This window comes from Chryseobacterium piperi, assembly GCF_002285635.2.
GTDB classification, from domain to species: Bacteria; Bacteroidota; Bacteroidia; order Flavobacteriales; family Weeksellaceae; genus Chryseobacterium; species Chryseobacterium piperi.
In genome coordinates this window covers 4121600-4146685 of record NZ_CP023049.2, presented here as the reverse complement: position 1 = coordinate 4146685, position 25086 = coordinate 4121600, and the positions used below count along the sequence as shown (strand labels likewise).

The following is a 25086-nucleotide window of genomic DNA, read 5'->3' as shown; positions in this document are numbered from 1 at the left end:
TTTATACCATGATTTCTTCCAACGATTTTGACCAGTTAAAATATAAAACCCTCAAACATTTTTGGGGTTATGATAGTTTCAGAGATTCACAGGAAGAAGTTATCAATTCTATTATTAACGAAAAAGATACCCTTGTTTTACTTCCTACAGGAGCAGGAAAATCTTTGTGCTATCAACTACCTGCATTATTCAGAGAAGGAGTATGCCTTGTTATCTCCCCTCTTCTGGCTCTAATGAAGGACCAGGTAAATCAGCTTAAGTTCAGAGGGATCGAAGCTGAATACTTGTCTTCAGAACTGGACGACTATGATGCAGAAGTAATCTACAACAGGTGTAAGGATGGTCTGACCAAATTATTATACATATCACCGGAAAGAATTACCAATAAACAATTCCTTCAGAATATCGAAGAGATACAGCTTTCCTTTATCGCTGTAGATGAGGCCCATTGTATTTCAGAATGGGGACAGGATTTCCGTCCCAGCTATCAAAATATAAAGGAGTTCAGAAAAAACAACCCTGAAATCCCATGCTTAGCTTTAACAGCAACTGCCACTCCTAAAGTTTTGGAAGAAATTAAAATTAAACTGGAACTTAAAAATCCAAAAATTTTTCAAAAGAGTTTTAAAAGAGAAAATATCCGGATTTTCACTGAAGAGGTTTCAGACAAATTTCAACGTGTTTTTGACATTTTAAAATATAATCATAGCTCAGGTATTATCTATGTACGAACCAGGAAAGAAGCCGAGCTACTTACCGAATTTCTACATAAAAACCAGTTAAAAAATGTAGATTACTTCCACGCCGGTCTGACCACAAAAGAAAAAAATGCGAAGCAAAATCTTTGGAATACCAGTAATAATTATGTATTAATTTCAACCAATGCTTTCGGGATGGGAATTGACAAAGATAATGTTCGCTTTGTCCTGCATTATTCCCCAGCTCCATCATTGGAAAATTATTATCAGGAAATCGGAAGAGCCGGAAGAGATGGACAAGATAGCTTTGCTTATTTACTATGGAATAAACAGGAAATTATCAACTTTGAACAAATCCTGAAAAATCAAATCCCGAACAAATCAGAGTTCCTGAAAATAATCACATACCTCTACTCTATTTTTCAGGTAGCTGAATATGAACTCCCGGAAAAGGTATTCCAGCTTAACATCAATGGGATTCAAAATTTTACAAAATTATCCATTGCCAAAATTAAGAATGTATTGAATTTCCTTCATAACCAGGAGATCATATACTATAATGATAATAAAAGCCTTTCTTCCCTAGAATTACTAATGCAAGCTGATGAAATAGACCAGCTACCCAAAAAAGATGGTTATTTCATTGAGCAATTACTTCGTACTATTTCCGGTATTACAACACATAAAGTGATGTTCAGCGAACAAAACGTAAGTAATAAAATCGGAATCAGCATTCATTTGATAAAAGAGCGCCTTAAGGAGCTTCAACAAAAAAGATATCTTGAATATGTAGATGGAGCTTTGTCAAGCATCAAATTTTTAAAGCCAAGAGATGAACGGGTTATCAATTCATCTTATTGGAAACTCTTTGAACACATACAAAGAAATAAAATTCAGAAATGGGAGGAAATGAAATTTTATGTAGAAAATAATGACTATTGTAAAATGAAGCTTATTCTCTCTTATTTTGGCGAAAAGAACTCAAAAAATTGTGGACACTGTTCTATCTGTGAAAAAAATAAACAGACCATGTTTGGGAAAAATATTTCGACACACCTGATCACTTTGCTTGCCAAAAAGCCATCTACCATTGAGGAGCTTTCAGTGCAACTGAACTATCATTCAAAAGAAAATATATTAGAGAATCTTATTTTTCTTTTAGATTCAGGAAAGGTAAAAATGCTCAATTTCAGAACATATACATTGGCTTAATTGTACTACATTGCATTAATAATGGAGAGAAGAATATAGAGAAAACAATAAAGAATCTAAAAACTTATATTTTAATTTTTAAATCTTTTAATTTTTCAATTATCAACAGACCTCTTATCTTTGCATTATGAAATCATTGAAAGTCGTTTTTTTAGGCACTCCTGAGTTTGCAAAAACTGCATTAGAAGCCATTCATCAATCACATCATGAAGTTGTAGGTGTTGTAACTGTTGCAGATAAAGCAAGCGGACGCGGGCAGAAAATTCATCAATCCCCGGTAAAGATATTTGCAGAAGAAAATAACCTTCCCGTCTTTCAACCCGAAAAACTAAGGAATACCGAATTTTTAGAACAAATTAGAAGTCTTAATGCAGACGTATTTGTAGTGGTTGCATTCAGAATGATGCCTAAAGTTCTTTTTGAAATGCCTAAAATAGGAACATTCAATCTTCACGCCTCCCTGCTTCCTGATTATAGGGGTGCTGCCCCTATTAATTATGCAGTAATTAATGGCGAAAAAACGACAGGAGTCACTACATTTTTTATTAATGAAAAAATAGACGAAGGGAATATTCTTCTTCAGGAAGAGTTGGAAATATTACCGAATGAAAATGCAGGAAGCCTTCATGACAGGCTTATGGAAATTGGCTCAAAACTTATTGTAACGACATTAGACGGGCTTGCTGAAAATACAATAGAAGAAAGACCCCAACCCCAAGTTGAACATCCTAAAAATGCCTATAAGATCTTTAAAGAAGATACTAAAATTAACTGGGATGCTCCATCAAAATCAATCCATCAGTTTATCCTAGGAATGTCTCCTTATCCTGCTGCTTTTACTACTTTAAAGATAGGAGAAGAAGAAAAAGGATTAAAGATATTCAATGGGAGATTTGAAATATCAGAGCATAATAAAACTATCGGAACTCTGGAGATATCAAAAAATAGTTTTAAGATTTACACATCAGATGGAACTTATGAACCTTTGGAACTTCAGCTGGAAGGTAAAAAGAGAATGACTGTTAAAGATTTTCTGAACGGATTCAGAAATTTCGATGAAATAAAAATGGCTTGATTACTCAAGCCATTTTCTTTATTTATAATTGAACCATTTCGGTAACTTCTACATCATATCCTCCAACCTGAGGCTTCACGCCAGGGTTCTGGGTGAGTACTTTAAATTTATTAATCCCCAGATTTTTAAGGATCTGTGTTCCAATCCCATAATCTCTGTAATTATAGGCTAAAGTTGGGTGCTGTTGCTGCCCGTCCTGATAATCAAGGAACTGTTGTAATTTCTTTAAAGTATTTTCAGAATTTGAAACATTATTAATGAAGATTATCACTCCTTTTCCTTCTTCATTGATCATACTGGTTACTTTTTCCAATAAAGGTTTTTCTCCATTGTTTAATCTTGTTAATACATCAAAATAAGAATCAGAAGACTGAACTCTTACCAATACAGGCTCATCTACTGTCCATGTTCCTTTTGTCAGTACAAAATGAATTTGCTCATTAGATGTCTCTCTGAAAGCATAGAAGTCATATTCTCCATAATAAGTCTTAACTTTTCTCTCTTCGATTCTGTCAACAAGATTTCCTTTTTTAAGCTGATAATGGATTAGATCTTCAATAGAAATAATTTTCATATCATGCTTTTGAGCAAAAGCATATAAATCAGGTAAACGTGACATTGTACCATCTTCATTCATGATCTCACAAATTACTCCACCTTCTTTCAATCCTGCTAAATGCGTAAGATCAATAGCAGCTTCTGTGTGTCCTGCTCTTTTAAGTACCCCTCCTTTTTTAGCACGAAGCGGGAAAATATGCCCCGGTCTCATGAAATCTGTAGGTTTTGACTTCTCATCCATCAAAGCGAGGATTGTTTTAGCTCTATCTCCTGCAGAAATACCTGTAGAAGTTCCGTTTCCTAAAAGGTCAACAGATACTGTAAAAGCTGTTTCTTTCGGATCACTGGTTCTTGTTACCATGATATCCAACCCAAGCTCATCACATCTTTTTTCAGGAAGTGGCATACAAATAAGCCCTCTTCCGTGAACTGCCATAAAATTAATTAGTTCAGGTGTTGTAAGTTCTGCAGCACATAGAAAATCTCCTTCATTTTCTCTGTTTTCATCATCTACTACTATGATTATTTTACCATTTTTAAGGTCTTCAATTGCCTCAGGAATAGTATTTAATTTAATATCAGACATTTTTACTTTAAATTTGATGCAAAGATACTTATAAAAATGAGCATCTTCCAATTAATATAAATGGTTTATTACGCTTTAAATAAAGAGTCAGCAGCTTTTCTGAAGACACTGTAAGAATCAAGCCTTTTTTGATGATCGAAAATGTAAGTGTTAATGATTAATTCATCTACATTAAATTTTTCCTGGAAGTTTTTTAGCTGTTCTTCAATTTCTGATGGGCCTCCTATAAAACTGTATTCCAACATTTGCATTACTGCTGCTTTTTCCATTGGAGACCACACTTCATCCATATCGGCAACAGGTGGTGCAAAAGGTTTTCTATCATTTCTGATCAGATTAACAAATGCCTGAAATAAGGTGGTTGAAAGTTGATGTGCTTCTTCTGATGTTTCTGCTGCTATTCCATTAATACCGGCAAGAATATAAGGCTTATCCAGTTGTTTAGAAGGTTGGAAGTTTTCTCTATAGATTTTAAAAGCCATCTCCATTTGTGCAGGAGCAAAATGCCCGGCAAAAGCATAAGGAAGCCCTAGTTCTGCAGCAAGCCAAGCACTATCAGTACTTGAACCCAAAATATACAAAGGAATATCCAGACCTTCTCCCGGAATAGCGCGAACCAGCGATGTAGAGTTCTCCTTGGAAAAATACTTTTGAAGCTCCAAAATCTGTCTTGGAAATTGCTGATTAATAGTAGCAGGGTTCCTTCCCAAAGCTTGAGAAGTGGGACCATCAGTTCCCGGAGCTCTCCCCAATCCTAAATCTATTCTATCAGGAAAAAGAGATTCTAATGTTCCGAATTGTTCAGCAATAATCAGAGAGCTATGATTAGGAAGCATAACACCACCCGATCCTACTCTTATTTTTTTCGTTCCATTAGCTATAAAACCAATAAGAACCGAAGTTGCAGAACTTCCAACACTTTCCATATTGTGGTGCTCAGCAAGCCAAAATCTTTTATAATCCAGGTTTTCAGTATGATTAGCTAAAGATAAACTGTCCTGAAAGCTATCATGAATGCTCACTCCTTGCTTTATTGGTGCAAGATCCAGAACAGACAATTCAAATTTTTTCATATTTTAAGTTTTAGGTCAAAAGACCAACAAATTTAGAATATAAAAATTGCTTTACCAATTTTTTAAAATTGATAAAGCTGATTGATGCAGTGAAAAAAAACTATTAAGAGGTTTCTCATCTCCATGACATCTAAAACCGGGTATTGAGAATGACCGATATGTATATAATCAATTTATTATTTTTTTACATCAATAATTCATTTATTAGAGAATTAATTATTAAATTCGTATTTGTCAATAAATCAAAACATTAAAAAAAATCCACATCATATAACAAACCTTTAAAAATACTACTATGAAAACAAAATCAATTTTTTTCTACTCAAAGGCAATGACAAAAAAGATGATTTGCCTGAGCTTAATTGCAGCAACTTTATATTCTTGTGATAAAAGTAATGACGACCTGGATACCAGTACCAATCCGTCTTCCTCAAAAGAAGAAATTAAAAAAGGTCAATTAAATGGTCAATCTATTACCTATATCAGAAAGGATGGAATGAACTTTTTTCAAGGAGATATTGTTCTTTCTGATAAACAGTTAAATGATAATTCACAAGAAAAAGGAGGCGCAAGCTTCTCAAGATGGCCTAATAAAACGATTTACTATACTATTGCCAGTAATATGGGGTCTATCAATAGGGATAAAATTATTAATGCCATTAATCAGTATAACTCTAAAACCAATGCCAAATGGGTTGCCCGTACTAATCAGAGTAATTATGTACAATTCATTTTCGGAAGTCAGTCAGGATCAGATGGATGGGCTCATATAGGTTATCAGGGGGGAGTACAAACCATCTCTCTGGATCAATATGTTTCAGTAGGGACAGTCATTCATGAAATGGGACATACCGTGGGTATTTATCATGAACACACCCGCAAGGACAGGGATCAATACGTTCGCATCATATGGGCTAATATCCAAAATGGACAAAGCTCTAATTTCGAAAAATATAATTCAGGAAATGATATCGGGCCTTTTGATATTAATTCGGTAATGATGTATTGGTCAACTTCCTATTCACGAAACGGGCAGCCAACTATTACGAGAGCTGATGGCAGTAATTTTAACTATGTAAGAAATGGCTTTACTAATGTTGATATTCAAACCATCAACACAATGTATCCTAATTAACTGGAAAGCAATCTAAGTCCTCAAAAAAGGAAAGAATTCCTATGAATTCTTTCCTTTTTTATAATTATAATGATTTAAAAGAATCCTAATCTCATTAAATTCAAAATCATTTGGCAATGCACTTTTCCATTCTGTAAGTGTCTCATGTGAATTGTTATAAAATTCTGTTTCAAAAGCTTTGATCTTATCTGAAGTGATTACCCTTGAAATATCCAGTAATCCCTGTTCTGCAAATTTCGCCAAATGACCGATCACCGTTTCCTTAACCAAACCTCTTTCTAAAGAAATTTCACCGATCGTTTTTCCTTGTTCAAATAATTGAAAAGTAAGAACCTGGGAAGGGACTTTTGCAATTTTTAAATTAATTTCTTTATTGTTGGCCTCATCCAGAAGCTTTGTTTCCAATAAATGAGCTTCTTTTAAATTATTTAAATATTCTTCAACATCTTCAAGCCAGTTTTTTAATTCCTCATTATACTGCTTTAGCCCTTTCGCTCCTTTGATTTCAGCATAGAAATCTTTCAGAGGATTAAAAACTTTATCCCGGATTGCAACAAAAAAGAAATTTACAGCTCCTTTGGTCTTGCTTTCAATTTCCGACCACTCTTCTTCTTTATCGATGAAAAGGTTGATTTTCTGGAATAAAATACGCTCTAGTTTGGTAAAGACTTTTCCCAGTTGAACAATTTCATGTTTGAGTTGAAGGTAAAGCTGATTGGCTTTTACGTGGTCAATACTCTTAGTAGCAATTGAGAGCTTATTCCACTCTTCCACTTCATGCAGGAGCCAAAGACTATCCAGTGTTCGAAGCACTTTTCTGATACTATAATCGTATTTTTCCTTATTTAATATGTTTTCTACTCTATCATTGGCAAAAGTATCTCCCTGAAATTGTAAAATCCTATTATCTTTAAAGATGACTTCAGGTGTGATTTTGGATTTAAGAACAATCCCTTCTAAGGTTCTGCAACGGGACAAGGCGACATATACCTGACCTGCTGTAAAACTCTTCCCAGCATCAATGATCACCTTATCAAAAGTCAGTCCCTGACTTTTATGAATTGTTACTGCCCAAGCCAGCTTGATAGGAAACTGCTCAAAGCTTCCCAAAACTTCTTCTTTAATATTTTTATCTGTATCTAAAAAATATTTTTTCTGTTCCCAAACTTCTCTCTTAACGACAATTTCCCTTTCACTACCTTCTAAAACTACACGAATTTCATTTTCATCCAAAGCTGAAATCTCTCCCAGCTTCCCATTAAAATATTTCTTTTCCGGAGAAATATCATTTCGGATAAACATAACCTGAGCACCAATTTTCAGTTCCAAAAACTGTTCATTGGGAAACTGATTCTCCTTAAATTCTCCAAAAAGTTTGGCTTCATAAGTATTGGGAGTTACTTTTATTTTAGCCAATTTCTCCTGATTGATTTCATCAGCCATTTTATTATGCGAACATAAATACACATAGGAATCGTGACCGGTTTCAAAATCGGGATCATATCTTTCATTAAGATGTTCAAAATCTATATTGGCCACATCTCCATCACGAATCGCATTTAAGATCTCTAAAAAATCCTGATCAGATTGACGATAAACCTTTGTCAGTTCAATCGTAATCAATGGAATTTCCTTTATTGCATGACTATCAAAAAAGAAAGGTGACTGATAGAACATCTTCAATACATGTTCATCTCTTACTACGGGAGGAAGCTGATACAAATCACCAATCAACAGCATCTGAACTCCCCCGAACCGCTGATTATTCCTTCGGATAAAACGTAAGGAAAAATCCATCATATCCAGGACATCCGCTCTTAACATAGAAACCTCATCGATAATAATAACTTCCACTTCTCTTAAAAGCTTCAACTTATCTTTTCGGTATTTGAAATGAGGCATCAGGTCAGCAATATTATTTGCCAAACTTCCATCGATACGGTCTGTAGTAGGTAAAAAAGTTCTTAGAGGCAATCCAAACATCGAGTGAATGGTGACCCCTCCGGCGTTAATGGCAGCAATTCCCGTAGGTGCTACTACAATATGCTTTTTCCGTGTTTTTTTTACAAACTCGTTAAGAAAAGTTGTTTTACCTGTTCCGGCTTTTCCTGTAAGAAAAACGCTTCTGTTGGTATGTTCTATTATGTCAAAAAAATGATTGTTCATCGTCGTCAAAATTACGGAAAATCAATTTGAATTTATCCTAATGGCATAACTTTTGACTGCGTTTTCTCAGAAAAAACTAATATGAGAAAAGCACATATCCAAATTTCAGTGATAACACTTTGCCTAACACTAACTTTAGCTTCCTGCGGAACAAAGAATGTTACAGACAATCTACCAAAAGATATTGCTGAAAGACCGGTTGATGAAAACAGCAAAAAATACGACGAAGTTCAGCTGGAAAAAATAAAAGCGATTATAGTATCAGAAATTAATAAAGAGAAGTGTACCAACGCTGATGACTGGATGGCTGCTCCTCTAGGTTCAAAAGCTTGTGGCGGTCCAAAATCCTACATCGCCTATCCAAAAAAACTGGAAGCTGAGATTTTACCGGAAATTGAGGATTATAATAAAAAAGAATCAGAGTTCAATACGAAATATGGTATCACCTCAGACTGCTCCGTCATAGAAGAACCACAAAAGATCAAATGCAGCAATGGTAAAGCAGAGCTTGTATATGCAACAAAATAAATACAACACCCTAAACTCACCAGGAGTTTATCACTAAGGATTCACAAAAAAAGCTCTGTCTGTAAGACGGAGCTTTTTTATTTTTTGAATTTAATCTTTATACCACGAAGAATATTTCACGTAATTATCTGCAATCCTGTTTACCTCTCCTTCCAATAGCTGGGCAGAAATGTCTTTAATTTTTCTGGCAGGTACCCCGCCCCAGACTTCTCCGGATTTAATATGAGTTCCTTGTGTAACAACCGAACCTGCACCGATAATAGAATTTTCTTCAACCACGCAATCATCCATAACAATGGCTCCCATTCCTATTAATACATTATCCTGAACGGTACATCCATGGACAATAGCATTATGACCGATTGAAACATTATTCCCGATTACTAATGGGAATCTTTCATAAGTACAATGAAGCATGACATTATCCTGTACATTGACCTTATCTCCCATTTTAATATAGTTAACATCACCACGAATCACCGCATTGTACCATACACTGCATTCTTTACCCATAGTTACATCTCCGATGATGGTTGCTGTTTCTGCTAAAAATGTATTGTCTCCGATCTGTGGTGTTTTGCCTAAAAGTTCTTTTATAAGTGCCATATTTTTAATTTGATATTTTGAGAATGAGCTTATTGGAAAAATTAAATGGTACGATCACAATTTTTAAATTACAGCGATAGCAAAAATCTAACTACTTCCATCCAGCTTCTAACTTCTAATTGCGTATTTTTGTAATTCAAATTTAACGAAAAAATGCATAAGATACTTATAGAGCCAACAGAAAACCCAAAAGTGATGAAATTTGTTGCTGATTACAATTTGATTCCCGGGTCTCTGGAGTTGGACAGAAGTTCAGATATATCAGAAATTCCTCTTGCTCAGGAATTGTTCAACTATCCTTTTGTGGAAAGAGTTTTCATTACAGCTAATTTTGTAGCCGTTGCCAAGCAGGACACTATAGAATGGGAGCATGTCGCTGAAAGTCTGAAAAATGTAATCGAAGATGAGCTATTGGCCAATCCGAGAGTTTATCTCCAAAAGAGAAAGGAAATGTATCAGATCTATGCTGAAATGACTCCTAATCCTAACGTAATGAAGTTTGTCTCTAACAAATTATTACTGGAAGGTTTCGTAGAAGTAAAATCAAGAGATGAAGCAGAAGGAGTTCCTTTAGCGCAAGCTATTTTCAAGGAGTTTGATTTTGCAAAAGAAGTTTTCATTTCAGATAATTTCGTAGCCGTAACCAGAGATCAGTCTGTAGAATGGCATCAGGTAATGATGGCCGTACGTGGTCTTATTGCTGAATATCTTCAGAACGGAGGGGAAATTTCAAATATGGAACCTCAAAAACATGAAAATCCAGTAGAGAAAATCATCAACAGAGATTATACGGATGATGAGCAGAAAATTTCAGATATCCTGAATGAATATGTAGCTCCTGCGGTAGAAAATGATGGTGGAAAAATTTCATTGATGGAATATGACGAAGCTAGTAAAACAGCAAAAATGCTTTTACAAGGGGCTTGTTCAGGATGTCCTAGTTCTACAGCCACTCTAAAAAACGGAATAGAAAATATTTTAAAACAATTTGTTCCTGATTTGGTAGAGAGAGTAGAAGCAGTTAACGGATAATCTATATCCGGAAAAAAGAAATCGTAATTCATCATTGCCGTACTATAGCTTGGATATGGTATCAAAATTGATGCTGAATTTCGAAAACTTTATTTTTTAAATTAAAATTAAAAACATTGGCTAAAAAAGGAATTTTACTGGTAAATCTTGGCTCCCCAAAATCTACAGACGTAAAGGATGTAAAAGAATATCTCGACGAGTTTTTAATGGATGAAAAGGTGATAGATTATCGTTGGATTTTCAGAGCGCTTTTAGTTCGTGGTATTATCCTTAATACAAGACCGGCAAAATCTGCTGAAGCTTATAAAACAGTTTGGACAGATGAGGGTTCTCCCTTGGTCGTAATCACTGAAAAAATTCAGAAAAAATTACAAAAACTGGTGGACGTTCCCGTGGAAATCGGAATGCGTTATGCGCAGCCAAGTATTGAGGCAGGTATTCAAAAATTAGTTGATCAGGGAGTTTCTGACATTGTTCTTTTCCCACTGTATCCTCAATATGCTATGAGTACAACGGAAACAGTGATTGAAAAAGCAGAGGAAGTAAGAAAGAAAAAATTCCCAACGGTAAAAATTAATTACATTCAACCTTTCTATGATAGAGAAATCTACATTAATTGTCTAGCAGATAGCATCCGGGAAAAACTTCCTGAAAATTTTGATGCTTTACAATTCTCTTATCATGGTGTTCCGGAACGGCATATTTATAAAACAGATCCTTCGAATACCTGTAAGATTGATGATGCCAATTGTATTAACAGTAAGATTGAGGCTCATAATGCCCGTTGTTACAGACACCAGTGTTATAAAACCACAGAGTCCGTCATTGCAAAGATGGGACTACCAAAAGAAAAAACTATTGTTTCGTTTCAGTCTAGACTGGGAAAAGATAAATGGATTGAACCTTATACTGATGAAACTTTAGAAACCATTCCTAAAAAAGGAATTAAAAATTTAGCGGTCGTTTGCCCTGCTTTCGTATCTGATTGTTTAGAAACTCTGGAAGAAATTTCTGTAGAGGGGAAAGAGCAATTCATGCACGGTGGCGGAGAAAACTTCCATTATATTCCATGTTTGAATGATGAAGACCGATGGATAGATGTTGTAAAAACCCTATGTGAAGAAAAACTTAATGAATTTTATTTCGTATAAAATTTATAATTAATACAATAAAAATGACATCTGGAAAACCGGATGTCATTTTTTTTATGATCTCATATCTCGAAGATTTATATACTAATCTATTCATTCTACCATATAAAAAAGGGTACAGAAAACACCTGTACCCTTATTATTAATATAAATAAAATAAAGAAATTATTTTTTAATCAGGTTTCCGGCTTTTTGGCCATTCACCGTTACGATATATACTCCAGGAAGCATACTAGATGGAAGCTGTAAATTCAGTTTATTAGTACCATCTGTAAGTTCAACTCTTTCAGAAATTTCTTTTTTCCCGGTTAAACCTATCAATTCTACGATTCCTTTTCCGGCTTTTCCTTCAAATGTTACCGTAAATCTGTCTGTTGCAGGATTTGGGCTAATAGTATATAGCGAAGTATTCGGTGTATCAGCAATAAGTCCTGCAGAAGAAGTACCACCTCCTACACCTACTGCATTCCATGCATTGGTTACTTGTGTTACTTCATTACTACCTGAACCGTATAAGTCCGCAGCAGCCTGAAGAGAATACGTTCTGGCATTAGCATAAGTAGAAGATGAAGTAAGATAAGTCGTTAATGTTCTGTAAGCAATTGCTCCTGCTTTATCCAGTCCTATTGCGGAAACATTATAAGCAAAACCATTATCATTAGTTCCCGTACCTCCGGTTACTAGTAAATAATACCAGAAGTTCAACACTCCGGAATTTGTATGAACGCCGCAATAGTCATTAGTATTTTGCCCTGGAGTAACACAACCTGTTGTTGAAGCATCCTTCCAATACTTTCCTTTGTAAGTATCAGGTTGACTGTAAGCATTAGGATTAGACATATCTCTGATTGGATAATTAAAATCTTCACCCAGTTTCCAATTGGCCTGGTTTGGTCTTGCCCAAAGCTCTATTGAGTTTCCAAAAACATCTGAAAACCCTTCATTTAGCGCTCCCGGCTCTCTTTGATAGACCAGGTTCGCTGTTTTAGAAGTCATTCCGTGAGTGATCTCATGTCCGCAAACATCAATAGCAGTTAGCGGCAATCCTCCGTTCGTACTGGAGCTACCATCACCATATGTCATTCTGGAACCATCCCAAAACGCATTGAAATAATTGGTAGAATAATGAACATAAGATTTTATAGCAAAATTGTTGTTATCGATACTCTTTCTTCCAAATTTTGTATACAGATAATCTAAGGTCATTTCAGCTCCCCAATGGGCATCGGTAGCATATTGATCTTTATTCGCGTTTACATTATTCCAAACATTATCCGTATCGGTAAAATCTACAGCAGATGAGTAGTTGGTCCCTTTTTTAAGGTTATATGTTTCTACAGCGGTTCCTCCATTTCTACCGGATTCTCTTAATCTGTAGCTTCCATTATAGGAATCTGCCATAATATTTCTGTTTCCGCTATACCCTGTTGTAGCAGTACCCGGAGCATTCACTTCATGAATAATAGCATCTGATCCTAAAATTTTTCCATTTTTAGCATCTACAAAAACATATTGTCTGCTTAATGGCTTTTCTGAATAAATATCAAATTTATAGGCTAGTGTTAAATTACGAAGCTTTTCATCAGTAGGATCTGAATAGTAGGTCAGTTCCCCTTTAGGAGCAAAACTTGCATTAGCATCATTACGTTCCTTTTTAATAAAGTCTTCCTCTTCTCTATTTTGCCATTTGTACGAATCTGCTCCCACGAATGATAGAGCACTTTGTAATGCTATACTTTCAGAGATATTTACTTTCTTCTCAATCCCTTCCGGAACTTTAAGAATCCATTTTCCGGATTCTCCTACCACCTTTCCTCCTTTTGTTTGTACAGCCATCATCCCATATTCTACAGGAATATCATTAACTGTTTGTTGAAATCGATGAGTTTCAAAACCCAGTGCGTCTTTTTCAACACCTAGCTTACGGCCTTGTCCCGGGATAAACCTTTGGGAATCCTCATCAAATAAAACCGGAGCTCCCTGAAAAGCAGGTCCGCTTTTATCAAATCTAATAAACTCTGCGTGTAATCCGTTTTTACCAGAAATTAATTTCGATGGTTTGTTTTGCCCAAAAACGAAAGAGCAGGCGGCAACACTTGCCACTAAGATAAATTTTGTTTTCATAAAAATATTTTGTCAAATGGTAAAGCGAATGTATAAACTTTTCACATTAAATAATCGAAATCAATGAATAAAATTCAATTGATTTTATAAATAAATTAATAAAACACAATGACGATTTACAAAAAAAGAAAATTATTTCAACATTATTTAATCTTTTATATCAATTTAATGAATAAATTAAATTAAAAATCATTATTACGTGAATTAATTTTTCGATATGCAATGCATTGCATTTTAAAGACTTAAAATTTCATAAATCCCTTAAAATTCTTTTATTAATCAATGTTTTTATAAAAAGATAAAAAATTTACTATATAACTACTCCATTTTTATTTTTCGATCATAAATAATTTTATAAATCTATTATCGATTTTTTATGTACAAATTTATCTATATCTGTTTCTAAACACGATCCACCCTAATTATTAATATTCTTTATTTTTTTCACAAGAAGAAAACTTTATATATTCAGGTATCATTAATAACAAAATGAAAGGGTGCAAGACAAACTTGCACCCTTTCAAAGTATAAATATATTAAAAAAGCGTTACTTTTTAATTAGGCTTCCTGCTTTTTGACCATTTACCATAATCATATATACTCCGGGAAGCATATTAGACGGAAGTTTAACATCAATTTTGTTTACACCGTCTTGTGTTCTGAATTTTTCAGAAAGTTCTCTTTTTCCGGTAACATTAATCACTTCCACAACACCAGATCCTGATTTTCCTTCAAATGAAACCATGAACTTATCTCTTGCAGGATTAGGACTGATAGTATATGTTGAAAGACCTGCATCAGTCATTTTCCCAGCAGGAGATGTTCCACCTCCAACACCAACAGCATCCCAGGCATTAGTAACCTGTTTTATCTCATTACTTCCTTCACCATACAGATCTTTAGCAGCAATAAGTGAATAAGTCCTTGCATTGGCATAATTAGAAGATGCCGTAAGGTAAGTTGTTAATGTTCTGTATGCAATTGCAGCAGCTTTATCAAATCCAATACCTGAAACATTATAGGAGAACCCTTTATCATTAGTTCCCGTTCCACCACTCACTAATAAATAATACCAATAATTAAGAACACCTGAGTTGGTATGCACTCCGCAATTATTGTTTGTCTGATTAGGAACCTGACATCCTGTTGTTGAAGCATCTTTCCAATATGTCCCCATATAGGTATCCGGTTGATTATAATCTTTAGGATTAGCCATATTCCTAATCACACGACCAAAATCTTCACCCAGAGTCCAGTTAGCCTGATTAGGTCTCGCCCAGCGTTCTACCGTATTTCCAAAAATATCGGAGAACCCTTCATTCAATGCTCCTGACTCTCTCTGGTAAGCAAGGTTTGCCGTTTTACTTGTCATACCATGCGTAATTTCATGACCACAAACATCAAGGGCTGTTAATGGCTGGAAGTTATTAGAGTTATCTCCATCTCCATAAGTCATCCTTTGTCCATCCCAGAATGCATTGAAAAAATTAACCGCATAATGAACATATGATTTTATCGCAAAGTTATTGTCATCAATGCTTCTTCTTCCAAATTTTGTATACAGATAATCTAATGTCATTTCTGCTCCCCAATGGGCATCGGTAGCATATTGATCTTTATTGATATTAACGTTATTCCAGTAATTATCTGCATCTGTGAAATCTGTGGCCAGCTGATATACTACACCTCTATTCAAATTATAGGTTTCTACTGAAGTTCCTCCGTTTCTTCCGCTTTCTCTTAATCTGTATTGCCCTGCGTAAGAATCCGTAACAATTGATCTGTTTCCACTATATGCAGTAACTGCTGTCCCTGGAGTGTTAGCTTCATGGATCAGTTGCTCAGTACCTAGAATCGTACCTGATTTAGCATCTACAAATACATACTGCCGGCTTAGTGGTTTTTCAGCATAAATATCAAATTTATAGGCAAGTTTTAAATTGGATAGTTTCTCATCCGTAGGCTCTGAATAATACACCAATTCTCCTTTTGGAAAAAAAGTAGCTTGAGAGTTTTTAGCCTCTTTCTTGATAAAAGCCTCTTCATCTCTATTCTGCCATTTATAAGAATCAGCCCCTACAAAGGACATTGCATTTTGTAAAGCAATATTTTCCGAGATACTTATTTTTTTCTCTATTGCAGCTGGCGCATTCAGAACCCACTTCCCTGTTTCACTTACAATTTTCCCATCCTTAGTTTGTACAGCCATCATCCCGTATTCTACAGGAATACCATTGATTGTTTGCTGAAATCTATGAGTCTCAAAACCTAGCTGGTCTTTTTCGGCCCCAATCTTCAAACCCTGACCCTGTGAAAATCTTTTGGATGCTTCGTCAAACAAAACAGGAGTTCCTTTGAAATCAGGTCTGCTTTTATCAAAACTAATCAATTCTGCATGAAGTCCGTTTTTACCGGAAATAAGTTTTGCTGGAGTTTCTTGCCCGGAGGCAAATAGGTAAGCACTAATGCTTAATACAAGAGTAAATTTTGTTTTCATAAAAATATATTATTTAGTTACGAGACTAAATTAGTAAATATTTCTTAATAAAAACAAAATAATATTATGAATTAAATAACAAAAACACTATTTTATTAATTGCAAATCAAAATAATATCATTAAAATTATTGTTATTCAAAGATAATTTTATCCGTCCAGGATTAAAGTAAAAATAATTTAAACGCAAATACTATTTTTAACAAACAATATCTACCTGAATATTAAATATTTATATAAATTATCTTACAGGAGTCCTAAATTCACCGTAACCCATCAAGCCATCGTAATTTCTTCCGAAAGGGGCATAGTATAAAAATGCCTGATATAAATTTTCTGTTTCCCAGAAATTTCCATTGATCTCACCAAAATTGAGCGAGCCATTGCTTTCTTTTGTTGCCAAAATATAATTATAGAAACCTTGCTTAAGAAATATTCTAGCCACATATTTTTTAGCGGCTGCATCATACTGCATCTGATTTTCTTTACTTGGAATAAAATTATTAAAGCCACCCAATACATAAATATCTTTATCCACCGGATCCGAGTCTAAAGAAAAATACACCCATGAATAATCTGCTTCCCTCTCTGCATTTCTTTCAAGGCCCATATCATTTCTCCTGAAATAATAAGCTCCGTTTACATCCGGCTGATATTGGTAATTTAAAGGATATGCCCAGACAGGATGAAGATAAGTCTGGTTCACACCATCTTTCACTTCGGTAGCACGAACCATATCTGCTGCCATATTCATATTCTTATTATCAAAGTAGTAAAATTCATTATTTCCGGGAAACGTCAGGTTCATTTGCTGAAAAAGCAGTTTATTTCCTAATGTAGAACTGGGTCTTAGGTTATTAACTGTAACGTTCGAATTATTATTCTGCATTACATTCAAGCTCATAGAGTTGACATTAGATGACAAGTCACCACCTGCAGATACAGCCTGTACTTCTACCCTTTGCCTGATATTTGGATTTTTGGCATCTGCTATTCTGGAAACATTAACCGCCAAAGTAGCTTTATCTTCCACTACATAAAATCTTCTTTTAAAAAGAGGCTTGTCGGCAGAATCTTTATACACGATCAACTCAAAGTTACCTGAAATCTTCGGCTGTATTTTCTCATTAGGAAACGTCAGTTTATAATGGGTATAGGGTTGTAATGTATTGAATGAATACTCGAACCTATCTAAAAGCGCATTGAGACTTCCATTGGCAATTTCCGTAAAGAAAAGATTATCATCATTCCAGTTTCGGTCATAATGTTTAATGGTATATCTGTAAATCTCACTGGAATTCGTAAGATCATCAAAACTTAGAACCAATGTCTGATTAAAGTTGATTACAGGCGTTTCATCATTTGTCTGAGGGTTAAATAACTGGATGCTTTGGATATTCTGCCCAAAAACCAATCCGCCTAAAGAAAGTAAAAATATTCGCAATGTTTTCATTATGACGAAGATAAAGAAAAATGATCACTTTCTTTATAATATCGTATTTTTGATAAAAAAATATTCGGAATATGCTTCAAATTCAAGGTTTCGTATTCAACTTTGCGAGTGAAAATACCTACATCGTTTATAATGAGAATAAAAATGCCTGGCTCATCGATCCGGGAAACATTAACGAGCAGGAAACCAAACTGATCAGTGATTTTATTAGTAAACATGAATTAAAAATCACGAAAATACTTCTTACTCATGCCCATATTGACCACGTATTAGGCTTACAATGGGCTTTTGATACCTTTAAAGTTCCTGTAATCCTTCACAAAGAAGATCAGGAGGTTTTGGATATGCTTCAAATGAGCGGTGTAAGATTCGGGATGAATATCGACCCGGTTCAAGTGGATGTTGAATACATTAACGAAGGCGATGAACTGGATTTTGATGGTGACAAGTTCAAAATTTATCATGTCCCGGGCCACTCTCCGGGCAGCGTTGTATACCACAATGAAAATCAAAAATTCATGATTTCAGGAGATGTTCTGTTTGAGGGCAGTATCGGAAGAACGGATCTATATAAAGGTAATTATGAACAGTTAATCGACGGAATCAACACCAAGCTTTTTGTACTGGATGGTGACACCCAGATATTTTCAGGACATGGAAATCCTACCAGTATTGGTTTTGAGAAACAATACAATCCATTTTTCAGATAAAAACCATTTTCAGAGTTCGGAATGCAGGAATATGAAATGTAAGATCATACCCCTTTATCATTCTATAATTCCCTATAAAACAATAAAATAAAAACCGTCAGAAAAATCTGACGGTTTTTTATATTAGTAAGAAATAGAATTTAGAAATCTAATGTAATAGATCCTCTCACCGCAGCACCCATAATTGGTCTTGCCATCCTTATGTCTCCCGTACCTGTTAACGGAGATCTTGGATCTCCTTCAGTAATACCAATGGTATTAAAGATATTAGTTCCATCGATAGCAAAACGTATTTTACCCAATTGATAAGAAGTCCCTGCTCCTACTTCACTGAATGACGGTAAAATATTGGTATCACTATTAGCTTCATCCTGGAAACGTTTTCCATAATAATTATAGCTAACATAAGCTCTCCATTGTTTCGTGATATTAAATGCAGGTGAAATATTGAAATAGAATTTAGGAATTCTTCTTACCTGGTTCCCGTCATAATTAAACGGAGTTCCATCTGCATTTCTTCCAGTAAAATCTTTATATTTCGGATTTTGGAAAGTCCCGTTGAAAGTCAACTCAAGTAAATTATTGAACAATCTTGCATATCCTTCCAGCTCTACCCCGATATTGGAAGTATTGGCAAACTTATTTTCCGAAGTTCCGTCAGAGTACACATCTGTAAATGAAAGATTCTTTAATGTAGAATAAAAAGGAATTACTCCGATATCAAAAGTACGCGAGTAATACTTATATCCGATTTCCAGCTGATTGGTCTGAACAGGCTTGATCTGGCTTAAATTATTCATATTATTATAATAAGCCTCTTCATTAGGTGACCTGAATCCATTTGAGAAACGGGCATACACTGCATTTTGTTTATTAATTTTATAATTAGAAGCCACAGTAAAAGACATCCTGTTGATATCATAATACCAATACGTATATCGGTTACCCAAAACCGCCATATTATCATCAGCAGTTGTTGTTGCAAAACTATGAGTTCCATCCGTGGTCAATCCTGAATTATTAAGGTTCGCAGTCGTTGTATTAACCCCATATCCTTTATAAAAATCACGGCTGTAACGGATTCCTCCATTAAAACTTAAATCATCTGTAATATTATAATCTAAATTCATATAAAGATCATTCAAACTTCCCTGGATCTGTGAATCCCTGATCAGGAATGACATATCTGTCACACCATTATATGTTTTAGAATAACCAACATCTGTCGGATTAAGGGAAGTATCCACTAAGTTAAGCAGCTGAGGACGATCGGTTGCTGTTGTTAAAATATTACTCCAGTTCCAGTATTGATGAGATTTCCAGTTAGATTTATAGAATCCTGCCGTCACACTCCCTTTATCAAATTTATAATTAAGCTGGATGTCATTTACAAAATTATCCATTTGCTTATCAATAGCCCAGAAACCTAACTTCTGTACATACTGAGGGTTTACAAGCGCACCGCTGCCAGCCAGAGAGTACTGATAATTATTTCCCGAGATACCATTAGCATTAGCAAAATTGCTGGCTAGCTGAGGTGCTCCCGCAGGAAACATCCCGGTATAGTTCATATTGATATTGGTATATCTCGTTTTATTTAAGACTGTAAAGTTATTTCCAAGATCATATTTAAATTCAGCACCTACAACATCTACTTTAGGATGAATACCATCCTCCAGGTTTCTTCTAAAAAATCCACCTCCTGCCTGAGGGATGTTAAGCTGCCCAATTGCTCTATAACTATATGTTCCATAATTGGCATCAAAGCCAGGAAACTCTTTGAATTTGTTCCCGTTTTGTAATAAAGGAATAGGAAGGAAAAAAGTATTTCTGTCGTCCAGTTTTTTATAGTACACTTTCACATACCCCTTATCGAAGACATATTTCAGGTTCATTCTGATTTGTCCTCCATTATTTGCTTTAAAGCCTGTTTTTCTTATTCCCTCATCAGTCCTGTAAAAACCGCCTACATTAAAAAATAATTTATCCTTAACCAAGGCACCACCTACATTCAGATCAGTACGCATTAATCCATATGTACTTGTTTCTAATTTAGCCGTCCCTCTGAAATCATTACCTCCTTCTTTCGTGATAAAGTTAATAAGTCCTCCAGGAGAGTTATTGGCATAAATAGATCCTGAACCTCCTCTTAGCGCTTCTAATCTACTAACTGAATTATCTACACGGAAGAAATTATCGGCATTAGCAAACTGCAACGCTCCATCTTCAAAAACCGGCAGTCCATCTTCCTGCACCTGTACAAATTCATAAGCTCCGGCAGAAGGAATCCCTCTTGCAAAAAGATTATTTCCTACCTCACCTCCTGAAGTTTCAACAGCAAATCCGGGTACTCTCTGAAGCAATGCAGCAGCACTAATAGGATTTTGTTTCTGGATTTCTTTTGCGGTAAAAGTAGAAATGGCTGTACTCGATTCTATTTTCTTTTTAGGATTGGAATTCCCTGTAATAACTACCTGGTCAATGGATGCCGTTCTTGTGGAATCCTGAACAGTTTCCTGTGCATACGCATTATTAAAATAAAGCGTAGCAATACCTGCAATTAAAAAGAGTGATTTTTTTTTCATACCCATATAGTTTTAATTATTGTTTTAGCTTTAAATAGACTCCGTTAGTCCAACCGAATCCATCCTGATTAGGGTACTCTCCTCCGCCGGCAATCGTTTCATCATCTAATGCATTGTATTTTTCCATGAGCTTACCGGTATTGTTATAAACCCTTTCGACATTGGAGCACCAGTTATTTTTTATTTGATCTGCTAATTCTGCAAATCCATAGTTAGTCATTGAAACAAACCCAAGCCACTGATAGGGAGCCCAGGCATTAGGAAGATCCCACTGCTGTCCCGATTGTTTCGTAGTAGTCACAAGACCTCCTTTATAAAGAAATTTTTCAGCTAGTGTTTCAGAGACCGCTTTAGCCTGTTCTTCACTGGCCAATCCAAGGAATAAAGGATAAAGAGCAGCAATATGTTCAGACGTTGTCTTTTTGTGCTTTTTTAGATGATAATCTTTATACGTTTTGGCATTTTCATCCCAGAAATAAGCATTGATTATCCGCCTTCTATTTTCTGCTCTTTCAGTAAAATAATATTCTTTATCTGTCAGGTTCTGCAGCGCTGAAGATTTTGCTAATGTTTTTTCCAAGTGCCATAAAAGACAATTAACATCAACCTCAGCAATATTCAGTGTTTCTATTGTTTGTATCGTTTCTTCGTCTGCAAACCATCTGCTGGAAAAATCCCAACCCGACTCACAGGCACTTCTTATATTTCTGTAAAATTCATCTCCCGAAGCTCCCTCTTTATCTTCAAGGTCTATTAAATAGCTTTCCGGACGCGGTTGATTTTCTGCATCGTAATACCGGTTTAAAATATCACCCTTATCAGTTTTAGCGACTCTTTTTATTTGAGAATTATTATCAAGCTCATTTTCTCCTTCCGTCCAGAACTGATATTCTTTTTCTAAAGTATCATGATATTGGAGATAGAGACCTTCATTCTGAGTAGTCTCAACAAGCAGGTCAAGCATTAAAGAAAAATAAGGTGGTTGAGATCTGCTCAGAAAATGAGTCCGGCTTGCATTAGGAACAAATCCTACATTTTGAATAAGGTAAGAGCAATTTTCAACAATGTTTTCCATCATTTCTATTCTTCCTGATACCTGTAATCCAAGCATAATAAAATAACTGTCCCAATAGAAAAACTCATTAAAGCGTCCACCGGGAACGATATAAGGTTTCGGAAGCTGTAGAAGAGTTCCTTTCGCCTGATAAGAAGTGCGGGTCAATTCATCCCATAGTTTCTCTATATGTTGACGTATAGGTAAATGATCTTCTCTTTGAATAGAAATCTTAGCTCCTAAAAAATCAAAATGATCAAGTACAAAAGTTTTCAGATCAAAACCTCCCGATCCTTTTTCATTTTCATATTTCTTATTAATTTCTGAAACAGAAAATAAAGGGACTGCATCCGTCATCATTTTTTGATCTTCAAAAATCTGAGATCTCTGAACATCATCAAAAAGAGTCTGAATATCCTTAATATAAAGCTGAGTATTCATTTATTTTTTAGGGTTTATTTTTAATTTATTCATGATAATAGCTGATATAATAAGCAATGCAAGAGGGATCAATGAAAGATAGAAAGCCCTTTGCCCGCTAAATTCCTGAAATACAAAACCTGTAATAACAGATCCAATCGTTCCTCCGATGGCAGAGAAAACTACAATAAGCCCTGACATTGCACTATGCAAATATTTAGGTATTGAAGCCAGAATAACAGAATTGATACTTGGATAAATCGGAGCCAGTAAACCACCCATTAATGGAAACAGGTAAACCACAAGCGGCGCATTAAGCCAGCTTGTTCCTTCACCGATCTGCGTATTATGCGTAAGAGGCAATACCAATAATAAGCTTATAGCAAAACCAATTACACAAAAGGAAACTACATAGATCCAGCTAAATTTTTTAGAGAAAAATCCTGACAAAAACCGCCCCAATGCAAATGCACCTGCCAAAACAGCTCCCGCCTGAATACTCATCGATGTAGGTACTTTGAGAATTTCTTTATAGAAAGTAGGTGTCCAGGTTTGAAAGCTCTGCTCTACCAAAACAAAAAGAAATGCACACAATAAAAAGAACAACACCTTTTTATAGCTAAAAAGACTAATACTGTTTCTAATATCCCCTACCAGATCAGTTGCTTCACTTTTAGCTTCGTTTTCATTCAATTTAGAAAAGAAGAGAAAAAGAAATGATAATGCTGATAAGGCACCCAATACCCAATATACATTCAGCCAGTAAGTGGACTTAGGATTGTGGTCATCTATAAATAGGCTGAAAAGTACATTTCCCGCTAAAACACCAATCATAAAAAATCCTTCTAAAAACCCCATAAAGCTGGAATGTTCTTTATCAGTACTCGTCACCAGTCCGATAGAAGTAAATACAGATATTTTGATTAATGCGAACGAAACACCTACAATAGCAAATAGTAGCTTAAAAAACCAGAAGTCATTTGAAAAAGGCATCACAAAACACATACAACTTACCAGAAAAAGAGCAATCAGCATTGAGTTTTTAATTCCTATTTTCGGTAGAAAAGACGCCAATATAAAAGAGCAAATTGCTATAGGTAGATCTTTAAAACCCTCCAAAACACTTGCTGATGATTTCGAAATTCCAAAATTCTGCTGAACCTGTAAGATAACCGTCCCTACAGAATTCAATAGAATTGCAAACACGAAATAGTTTAAAAATAGAATTGCCTTTATATTGAAGTTTTTCATTCTCTTATTTTAATATACTGATCACATCAGCTTTTTAGAATCATACAGAAGCCTTTTATGATGATATAATCTACTATGGTAAATTACAAAAATGCTTCATTAAATGTTTTCCCGGCGACTAAGATAGAAGCATTTGACTTAACATTAATTTAACACAGTAAATCAATATTTGAACTATATTAATATAATTATTATTTTTATAGCTCAAATACCATTAATTTAATGAAAGTCAGTTTTGAAAGAGTCATCCCTGATGAGAAGAGTTCTTTTCGTACCTTACACAATACCTCTCCCATTTCTGAGTTTAAATGGGAATATCATTATCATCCTGAAATAGAACTGGTATGCATTGTTTCCGGGAGCGGAACCAGGCATGTGGGATATCATAAAAGCAATTATTCAAATGGTGATCTGGTATTGATTGGATCCAATATTCCTCATTCAGGGTTTGGATTGAATTCAATAGATCCTCATGAAGAAATAGTCCTCCAGTTCCGGGAAGAAATTTTACAGTTTCCTCCAGAGGAACTGGAAGCAAGGTCTATTAAAAACTTACTGGAAATTTCTAAGTATGGAATTCATTTCAGCATGGCGACAAAAAAAGCCCTCCTTCCTAAACTTAAAGAAATGCTGGATTCCGAAGGCTACAAAAGATACCTATTGCTCTTAGAAGTCCTTTTTGAACTTTCTACCCGAAAAGATTACGACTTACTAAACAAGGAAATAATGCCCCATACTATTATTTCAAAAAACAAAACCCGTCTGGAAAATATCTTCACGTATGTGGAGCATCATTATTATAAAGATATCAATATTGAAGACGTTGCTAAACTGGCCAACCTTACTTTACCTGCATTTTGTAATTTTTTCAAAAAAGCAACGCAAATTACATTCACCGAATTTGTCAATCGGTACCGGATTAATAAAGCCTGTTTATTAATGGTTCAGGATAAAAGCATCTCCGAATGCTCCTATAGTTGTGGGTTTAATAATGTTACCTATTTCAATAGAATGTTTAAAAAATATACAGGGAAAACACCTTCAGAATTTATTAAAAACTCTACACATGATAAAATTGAGAGTGTAGACACAAGTATAAAAGTAATTCAGAAATCATTTTAAAGATTGTATATCTTCTTTATCTGCGAGAGAACTAAAATAAAAAAATCTGCCC

18 protein-coding genes are annotated in these 25086 nt (G+C 35.0%); 8 read left to right on the top strand and 10 right to left on the bottom strand.

Annotated features, from left to right (window positions below; genetic code table 11):
- Positions 1 to 8: 8 nt before the first annotated feature.
- Positions 9 to 1910, top strand: a complete 1902-nt coding sequence (locus tag CJF12_RS18090) for a RecQ family ATP-dependent DNA helicase (protein ID WP_034686073.1) — start codon at positions 9 to 11, stop codon at positions 1908 to 1910.
- Positions 1911 to 2037: 127 nt separating this feature from the next.
- Positions 2038 to 2985, top strand: a complete 948-nt coding sequence (gene fmt, locus CJF12_RS18085) for a methionyl-tRNA formyltransferase (protein ID WP_034686075.1) — start codon at positions 2038 to 2040, stop codon at positions 2983 to 2985.
- Between the two features lie 22 nt (positions 2986 to 3007).
- On the opposite strand, the gene ribB is transcribed toward fmt, so the two are convergent.
- Positions 3008 to 4129: a 3,4-dihydroxy-2-butanone-4-phosphate synthase gene (ribB, locus tag CJF12_RS18080; protein WP_034686077.1), complete on the bottom strand. Its 1122-nt coding sequence runs from the start codon at positions 4127 to 4129 to the stop codon at positions 3008 to 3010.
- Between the two features lie 68 nt (positions 4130 to 4197).
- On the bottom strand, positions 4198 to 5202 hold the full coding sequence (locus tag CJF12_RS18075) for an LLM class flavin-dependent oxidoreductase (protein WP_034686079.1): 1005 nt from the start codon (positions 5200 to 5202) through the stop codon (positions 4198 to 4200).
- Positions 5203 to 5497: 295 nt separating this feature from the next.
- Here CJF12_RS18075 and CJF12_RS18070 point away from each other — a divergent pair, with 295 nt between their 5' ends.
- A complete protein-coding gene (locus tag CJF12_RS18070) occupies positions 5498 to 6337 on the top strand; it encodes a M12 family metallopeptidase (protein WP_051887342.1) in 840 nt (279 codons plus the stop codon).
- A gap of 39 nt (positions 6338 to 6376) precedes the next feature.
- Here CJF12_RS18070 and CJF12_RS18065 read toward each other — a convergent pair whose 3' ends face one another.
- Positions 6377 to 8503, bottom strand: coding sequence for a helix-turn-helix domain-containing protein (locus CJF12_RS18065; RefSeq protein ID WP_034686080.1), 2127 nt, complete (start codon positions 8501 to 8503; stop codon positions 6377 to 6379).
- 81 nt (positions 8504 to 8584) lie between these two features.
- On the opposite strand from CJF12_RS18065, the gene CJF12_RS18060 reads away from it, so the two are divergent.
- The gene (locus tag CJF12_RS18060) at positions 8585 to 9031 is read left to right on the top strand and encodes a hypothetical protein (protein WP_034686081.1); all 447 of its coding nucleotides are present in this window, start codon (positions 8585 to 8587) and stop codon (positions 9029 to 9031) included.
- Positions 9032 to 9121: 90 nt separating this feature from the next.
- Here the strand turns inward: CJF12_RS18060 and CJF12_RS18055 are convergent, their stop codons facing one another.
- Positions 9122 to 9637, bottom strand: coding sequence for a gamma carbonic anhydrase family protein (locus CJF12_RS18055; protein ID WP_034686082.1), 516 nt, complete (start codon positions 9635 to 9637; stop codon positions 9122 to 9124).
- A 153-nt stretch (positions 9638 to 9790) separates the two neighbouring features.
- On the opposite strand from CJF12_RS18055, the gene CJF12_RS18050 reads away from it, so the two are divergent.
- Together CJF12_RS18050 and hemH are read left to right on the top strand one after the other, a co-directional pair.
- A complete protein-coding gene (locus CJF12_RS18050) occupies positions 9791 to 10669 on the top strand; it encodes a NifU family protein (protein ID WP_034686083.1) in 879 nt (292 codons plus the stop codon).
- Between the two features lie 116 nt (positions 10670 to 10785).
- Entirely contained in the window at positions 10786 to 11820 is a 1035-nt protein-coding gene (gene hemH, locus CJF12_RS18045; protein ID WP_034686086.1) for a ferrochelatase, read from the top strand.
- A gap of 165 nt (positions 11821 to 11985) precedes the next feature.
- Here the strand turns inward: hemH and CJF12_RS18040 are convergent, their stop codons facing one another.
- The 3 genes from CJF12_RS18040 to CJF12_RS18030 form a co-directional block, all read right to left on the bottom strand.
- Positions 11986 to 13944: a M4 family metallopeptidase gene (locus CJF12_RS18040; RefSeq protein ID WP_051887343.1), complete on the bottom strand. Its 1959-nt coding sequence runs from the start codon at positions 13942 to 13944 to the stop codon at positions 11986 to 11988.
- Positions 13945 to 14491: 547 nt separating this feature from the next.
- The gene (locus CJF12_RS18035) at positions 14492 to 16441 is read right to left on the bottom strand and encodes a M4 family metallopeptidase (RefSeq protein ID WP_051887344.1); all 1950 of its coding nucleotides are present in this window, start codon (positions 16439 to 16441) and stop codon (positions 14492 to 14494) included.
- Between the two features lie 239 nt (positions 16442 to 16680).
- The gene (locus tag CJF12_RS18030) at positions 16681 to 17892 is read right to left on the bottom strand and encodes a type IX secretion system plug protein (protein WP_034686089.1); all 1212 of its coding nucleotides are present in this window, start codon (positions 17890 to 17892) and stop codon (positions 16681 to 16683) included.
- A 71-nt stretch (positions 17893 to 17963) separates the two neighbouring features.
- Here CJF12_RS18030 and CJF12_RS18025 point away from each other — a divergent pair, with 71 nt between their 5' ends.
- Positions 17964 to 18602, top strand: a complete 639-nt coding sequence (locus CJF12_RS18025; protein ID WP_034686091.1) for an MBL fold metallo-hydrolase — start codon at positions 17964 to 17966, stop codon at positions 18600 to 18602.
- 140 nt (positions 18603 to 18742) lie between these two features.
- Here the strand turns inward: CJF12_RS18025 and CJF12_RS18020 are convergent, their stop codons facing one another.
- The 3 genes from CJF12_RS18020 to CJF12_RS18010 are packed head-to-tail and all read right to left on the bottom strand — an operon-like array spanning position 18743 to position 23912.
- Positions 18743 to 21187 carry a TonB-dependent receptor gene (locus CJF12_RS18020; RefSeq protein ID WP_034686122.1) on the bottom strand — a complete coding sequence of 815 codons (2445 nt, stop codon included), beginning with the start codon at positions 21185 to 21187 and terminating at the stop codon, positions 18743 to 18745.
- Between the two features lie 16 nt (positions 21188 to 21203).
- Positions 21204 to 22682, bottom strand: coding sequence for a trehalase family glycosidase (locus CJF12_RS18015; protein WP_034686093.1), 1479 nt, complete (start codon positions 22680 to 22682; stop codon positions 21204 to 21206).
- Positions 22683 to 23912 (bottom strand): MFS transporter, encoded by a 1230-nt coding sequence (locus tag CJF12_RS18010; RefSeq protein WP_034686094.1) that lies wholly within the window; start codon positions 23910 to 23912, stop codon positions 22683 to 22685.
- 222 nt (positions 23913 to 24134) lie between these two features.
- Between CJF12_RS18010 and CJF12_RS18005 the strand changes: the two genes are divergently transcribed.
- Positions 24135 to 25034 (top strand): AraC family transcriptional regulator, encoded by a 900-nt coding sequence (locus CJF12_RS18005; RefSeq protein ID WP_034686095.1) that lies wholly within the window; start codon positions 24135 to 24137, stop codon positions 25032 to 25034.
- Positions 25035 to 25086 lie beyond the last annotated feature (52 nt).

What these genes read in the sequence shown, in the direction of transcription:
- ribB (WP_034686077.1), bottom strand. Translation starts at nt 4,129, where the DNA reads ATGTCTGATATTAAATTAAATACTATTCCTGAGGCAATTGAAGACCTT.
- CJF12_RS18040 (WP_051887343.1), bottom strand. Translation starts at nt 13,944, where the DNA reads ATGAAAACAAAATTTATCTTAGTGGCAAGTGTTGCCGCCTGCTCTTTC.
- CJF12_RS18055 (WP_034686082.1), bottom strand. Translation starts at nt 9,637, where the DNA reads ATGGCACTTATAAAAGAACTTTTAGGCAAAACACCACAGATCGGAGAC.
- CJF12_RS18030 (WP_034686089.1), bottom strand. Translation starts at nt 17,892, where the DNA reads ATGAAAACATTGCGAATATTTTTACTTTCTTTAGGCGGATTGGTTTTT.
- CJF12_RS18005 (WP_034686095.1), top strand. Translation starts at nt 24,135, where the DNA reads ATGAAAGTCAGTTTTGAAAGAGTCATCCCTGATGAGAAGAGTTCTTTT.
- CJF12_RS18065 (WP_034686080.1), bottom strand. Translation starts at nt 8,503, where the DNA reads ATGAACAATCATTTTTTTGACATAATAGAACATACCAACAGAAGCGTT.
- CJF12_RS18035 (WP_051887344.1), bottom strand. Translation starts at nt 16,441, where the DNA reads ATGAAAACAAAATTTACTCTTGTATTAAGCATTAGTGCTTACCTATTT.
- CJF12_RS18020 (WP_034686122.1), bottom strand. Translation starts at nt 21,187, where the DNA reads ATGAAAAAAAAATCACTCTTTTTAATTGCAGGTATTGCTACGCTTTAT.
- CJF12_RS18060 (WP_034686081.1), top strand. Translation starts at nt 8,585, where the DNA reads ATGAGAAAAGCACATATCCAAATTTCAGTGATAACACTTTGCCTAACA.
- CJF12_RS18090 (WP_034686073.1), top strand. Translation starts at nt 9, where the DNA reads ATGATTTCTTCCAACGATTTTGACCAGTTAAAATATAAAACCCTCAAA.
- CJF12_RS18050 (WP_034686083.1), top strand. Translation starts at nt 9,791, where the DNA reads ATGCATAAGATACTTATAGAGCCAACAGAAAACCCAAAAGTGATGAAA.
- CJF12_RS18070 (WP_051887342.1), top strand. Translation starts at nt 5,498, where the DNA reads ATGAAAACAAAATCAATTTTTTTCTACTCAAAGGCAATGACAAAAAAG.
- CJF12_RS18025 (WP_034686091.1), top strand. Translation starts at nt 17,964, where the DNA reads ATGCTTCAAATTCAAGGTTTCGTATTCAACTTTGCGAGTGAAAATACC.
- CJF12_RS18010 (WP_034686094.1), bottom strand. Translation starts at nt 23,912, where the DNA reads ATGAAAAACTTCAATATAAAGGCAATTCTATTTTTAAACTATTTCGTG.
- CJF12_RS18075 (WP_034686079.1), bottom strand. Translation starts at nt 5,202, where the DNA reads ATGAAAAAATTTGAATTGTCTGTTCTGGATCTTGCACCAATAAAGCAA.
- CJF12_RS18015 (WP_034686093.1), bottom strand. Translation starts at nt 22,682, where the DNA reads ATGAATACTCAGCTTTATATTAAGGATATTCAGACTCTTTTTGATGAT.
- fmt (WP_034686075.1), top strand. Translation starts at nt 2,038, where the DNA reads ATGAAATCATTGAAAGTCGTTTTTTTAGGCACTCCTGAGTTTGCAAAA.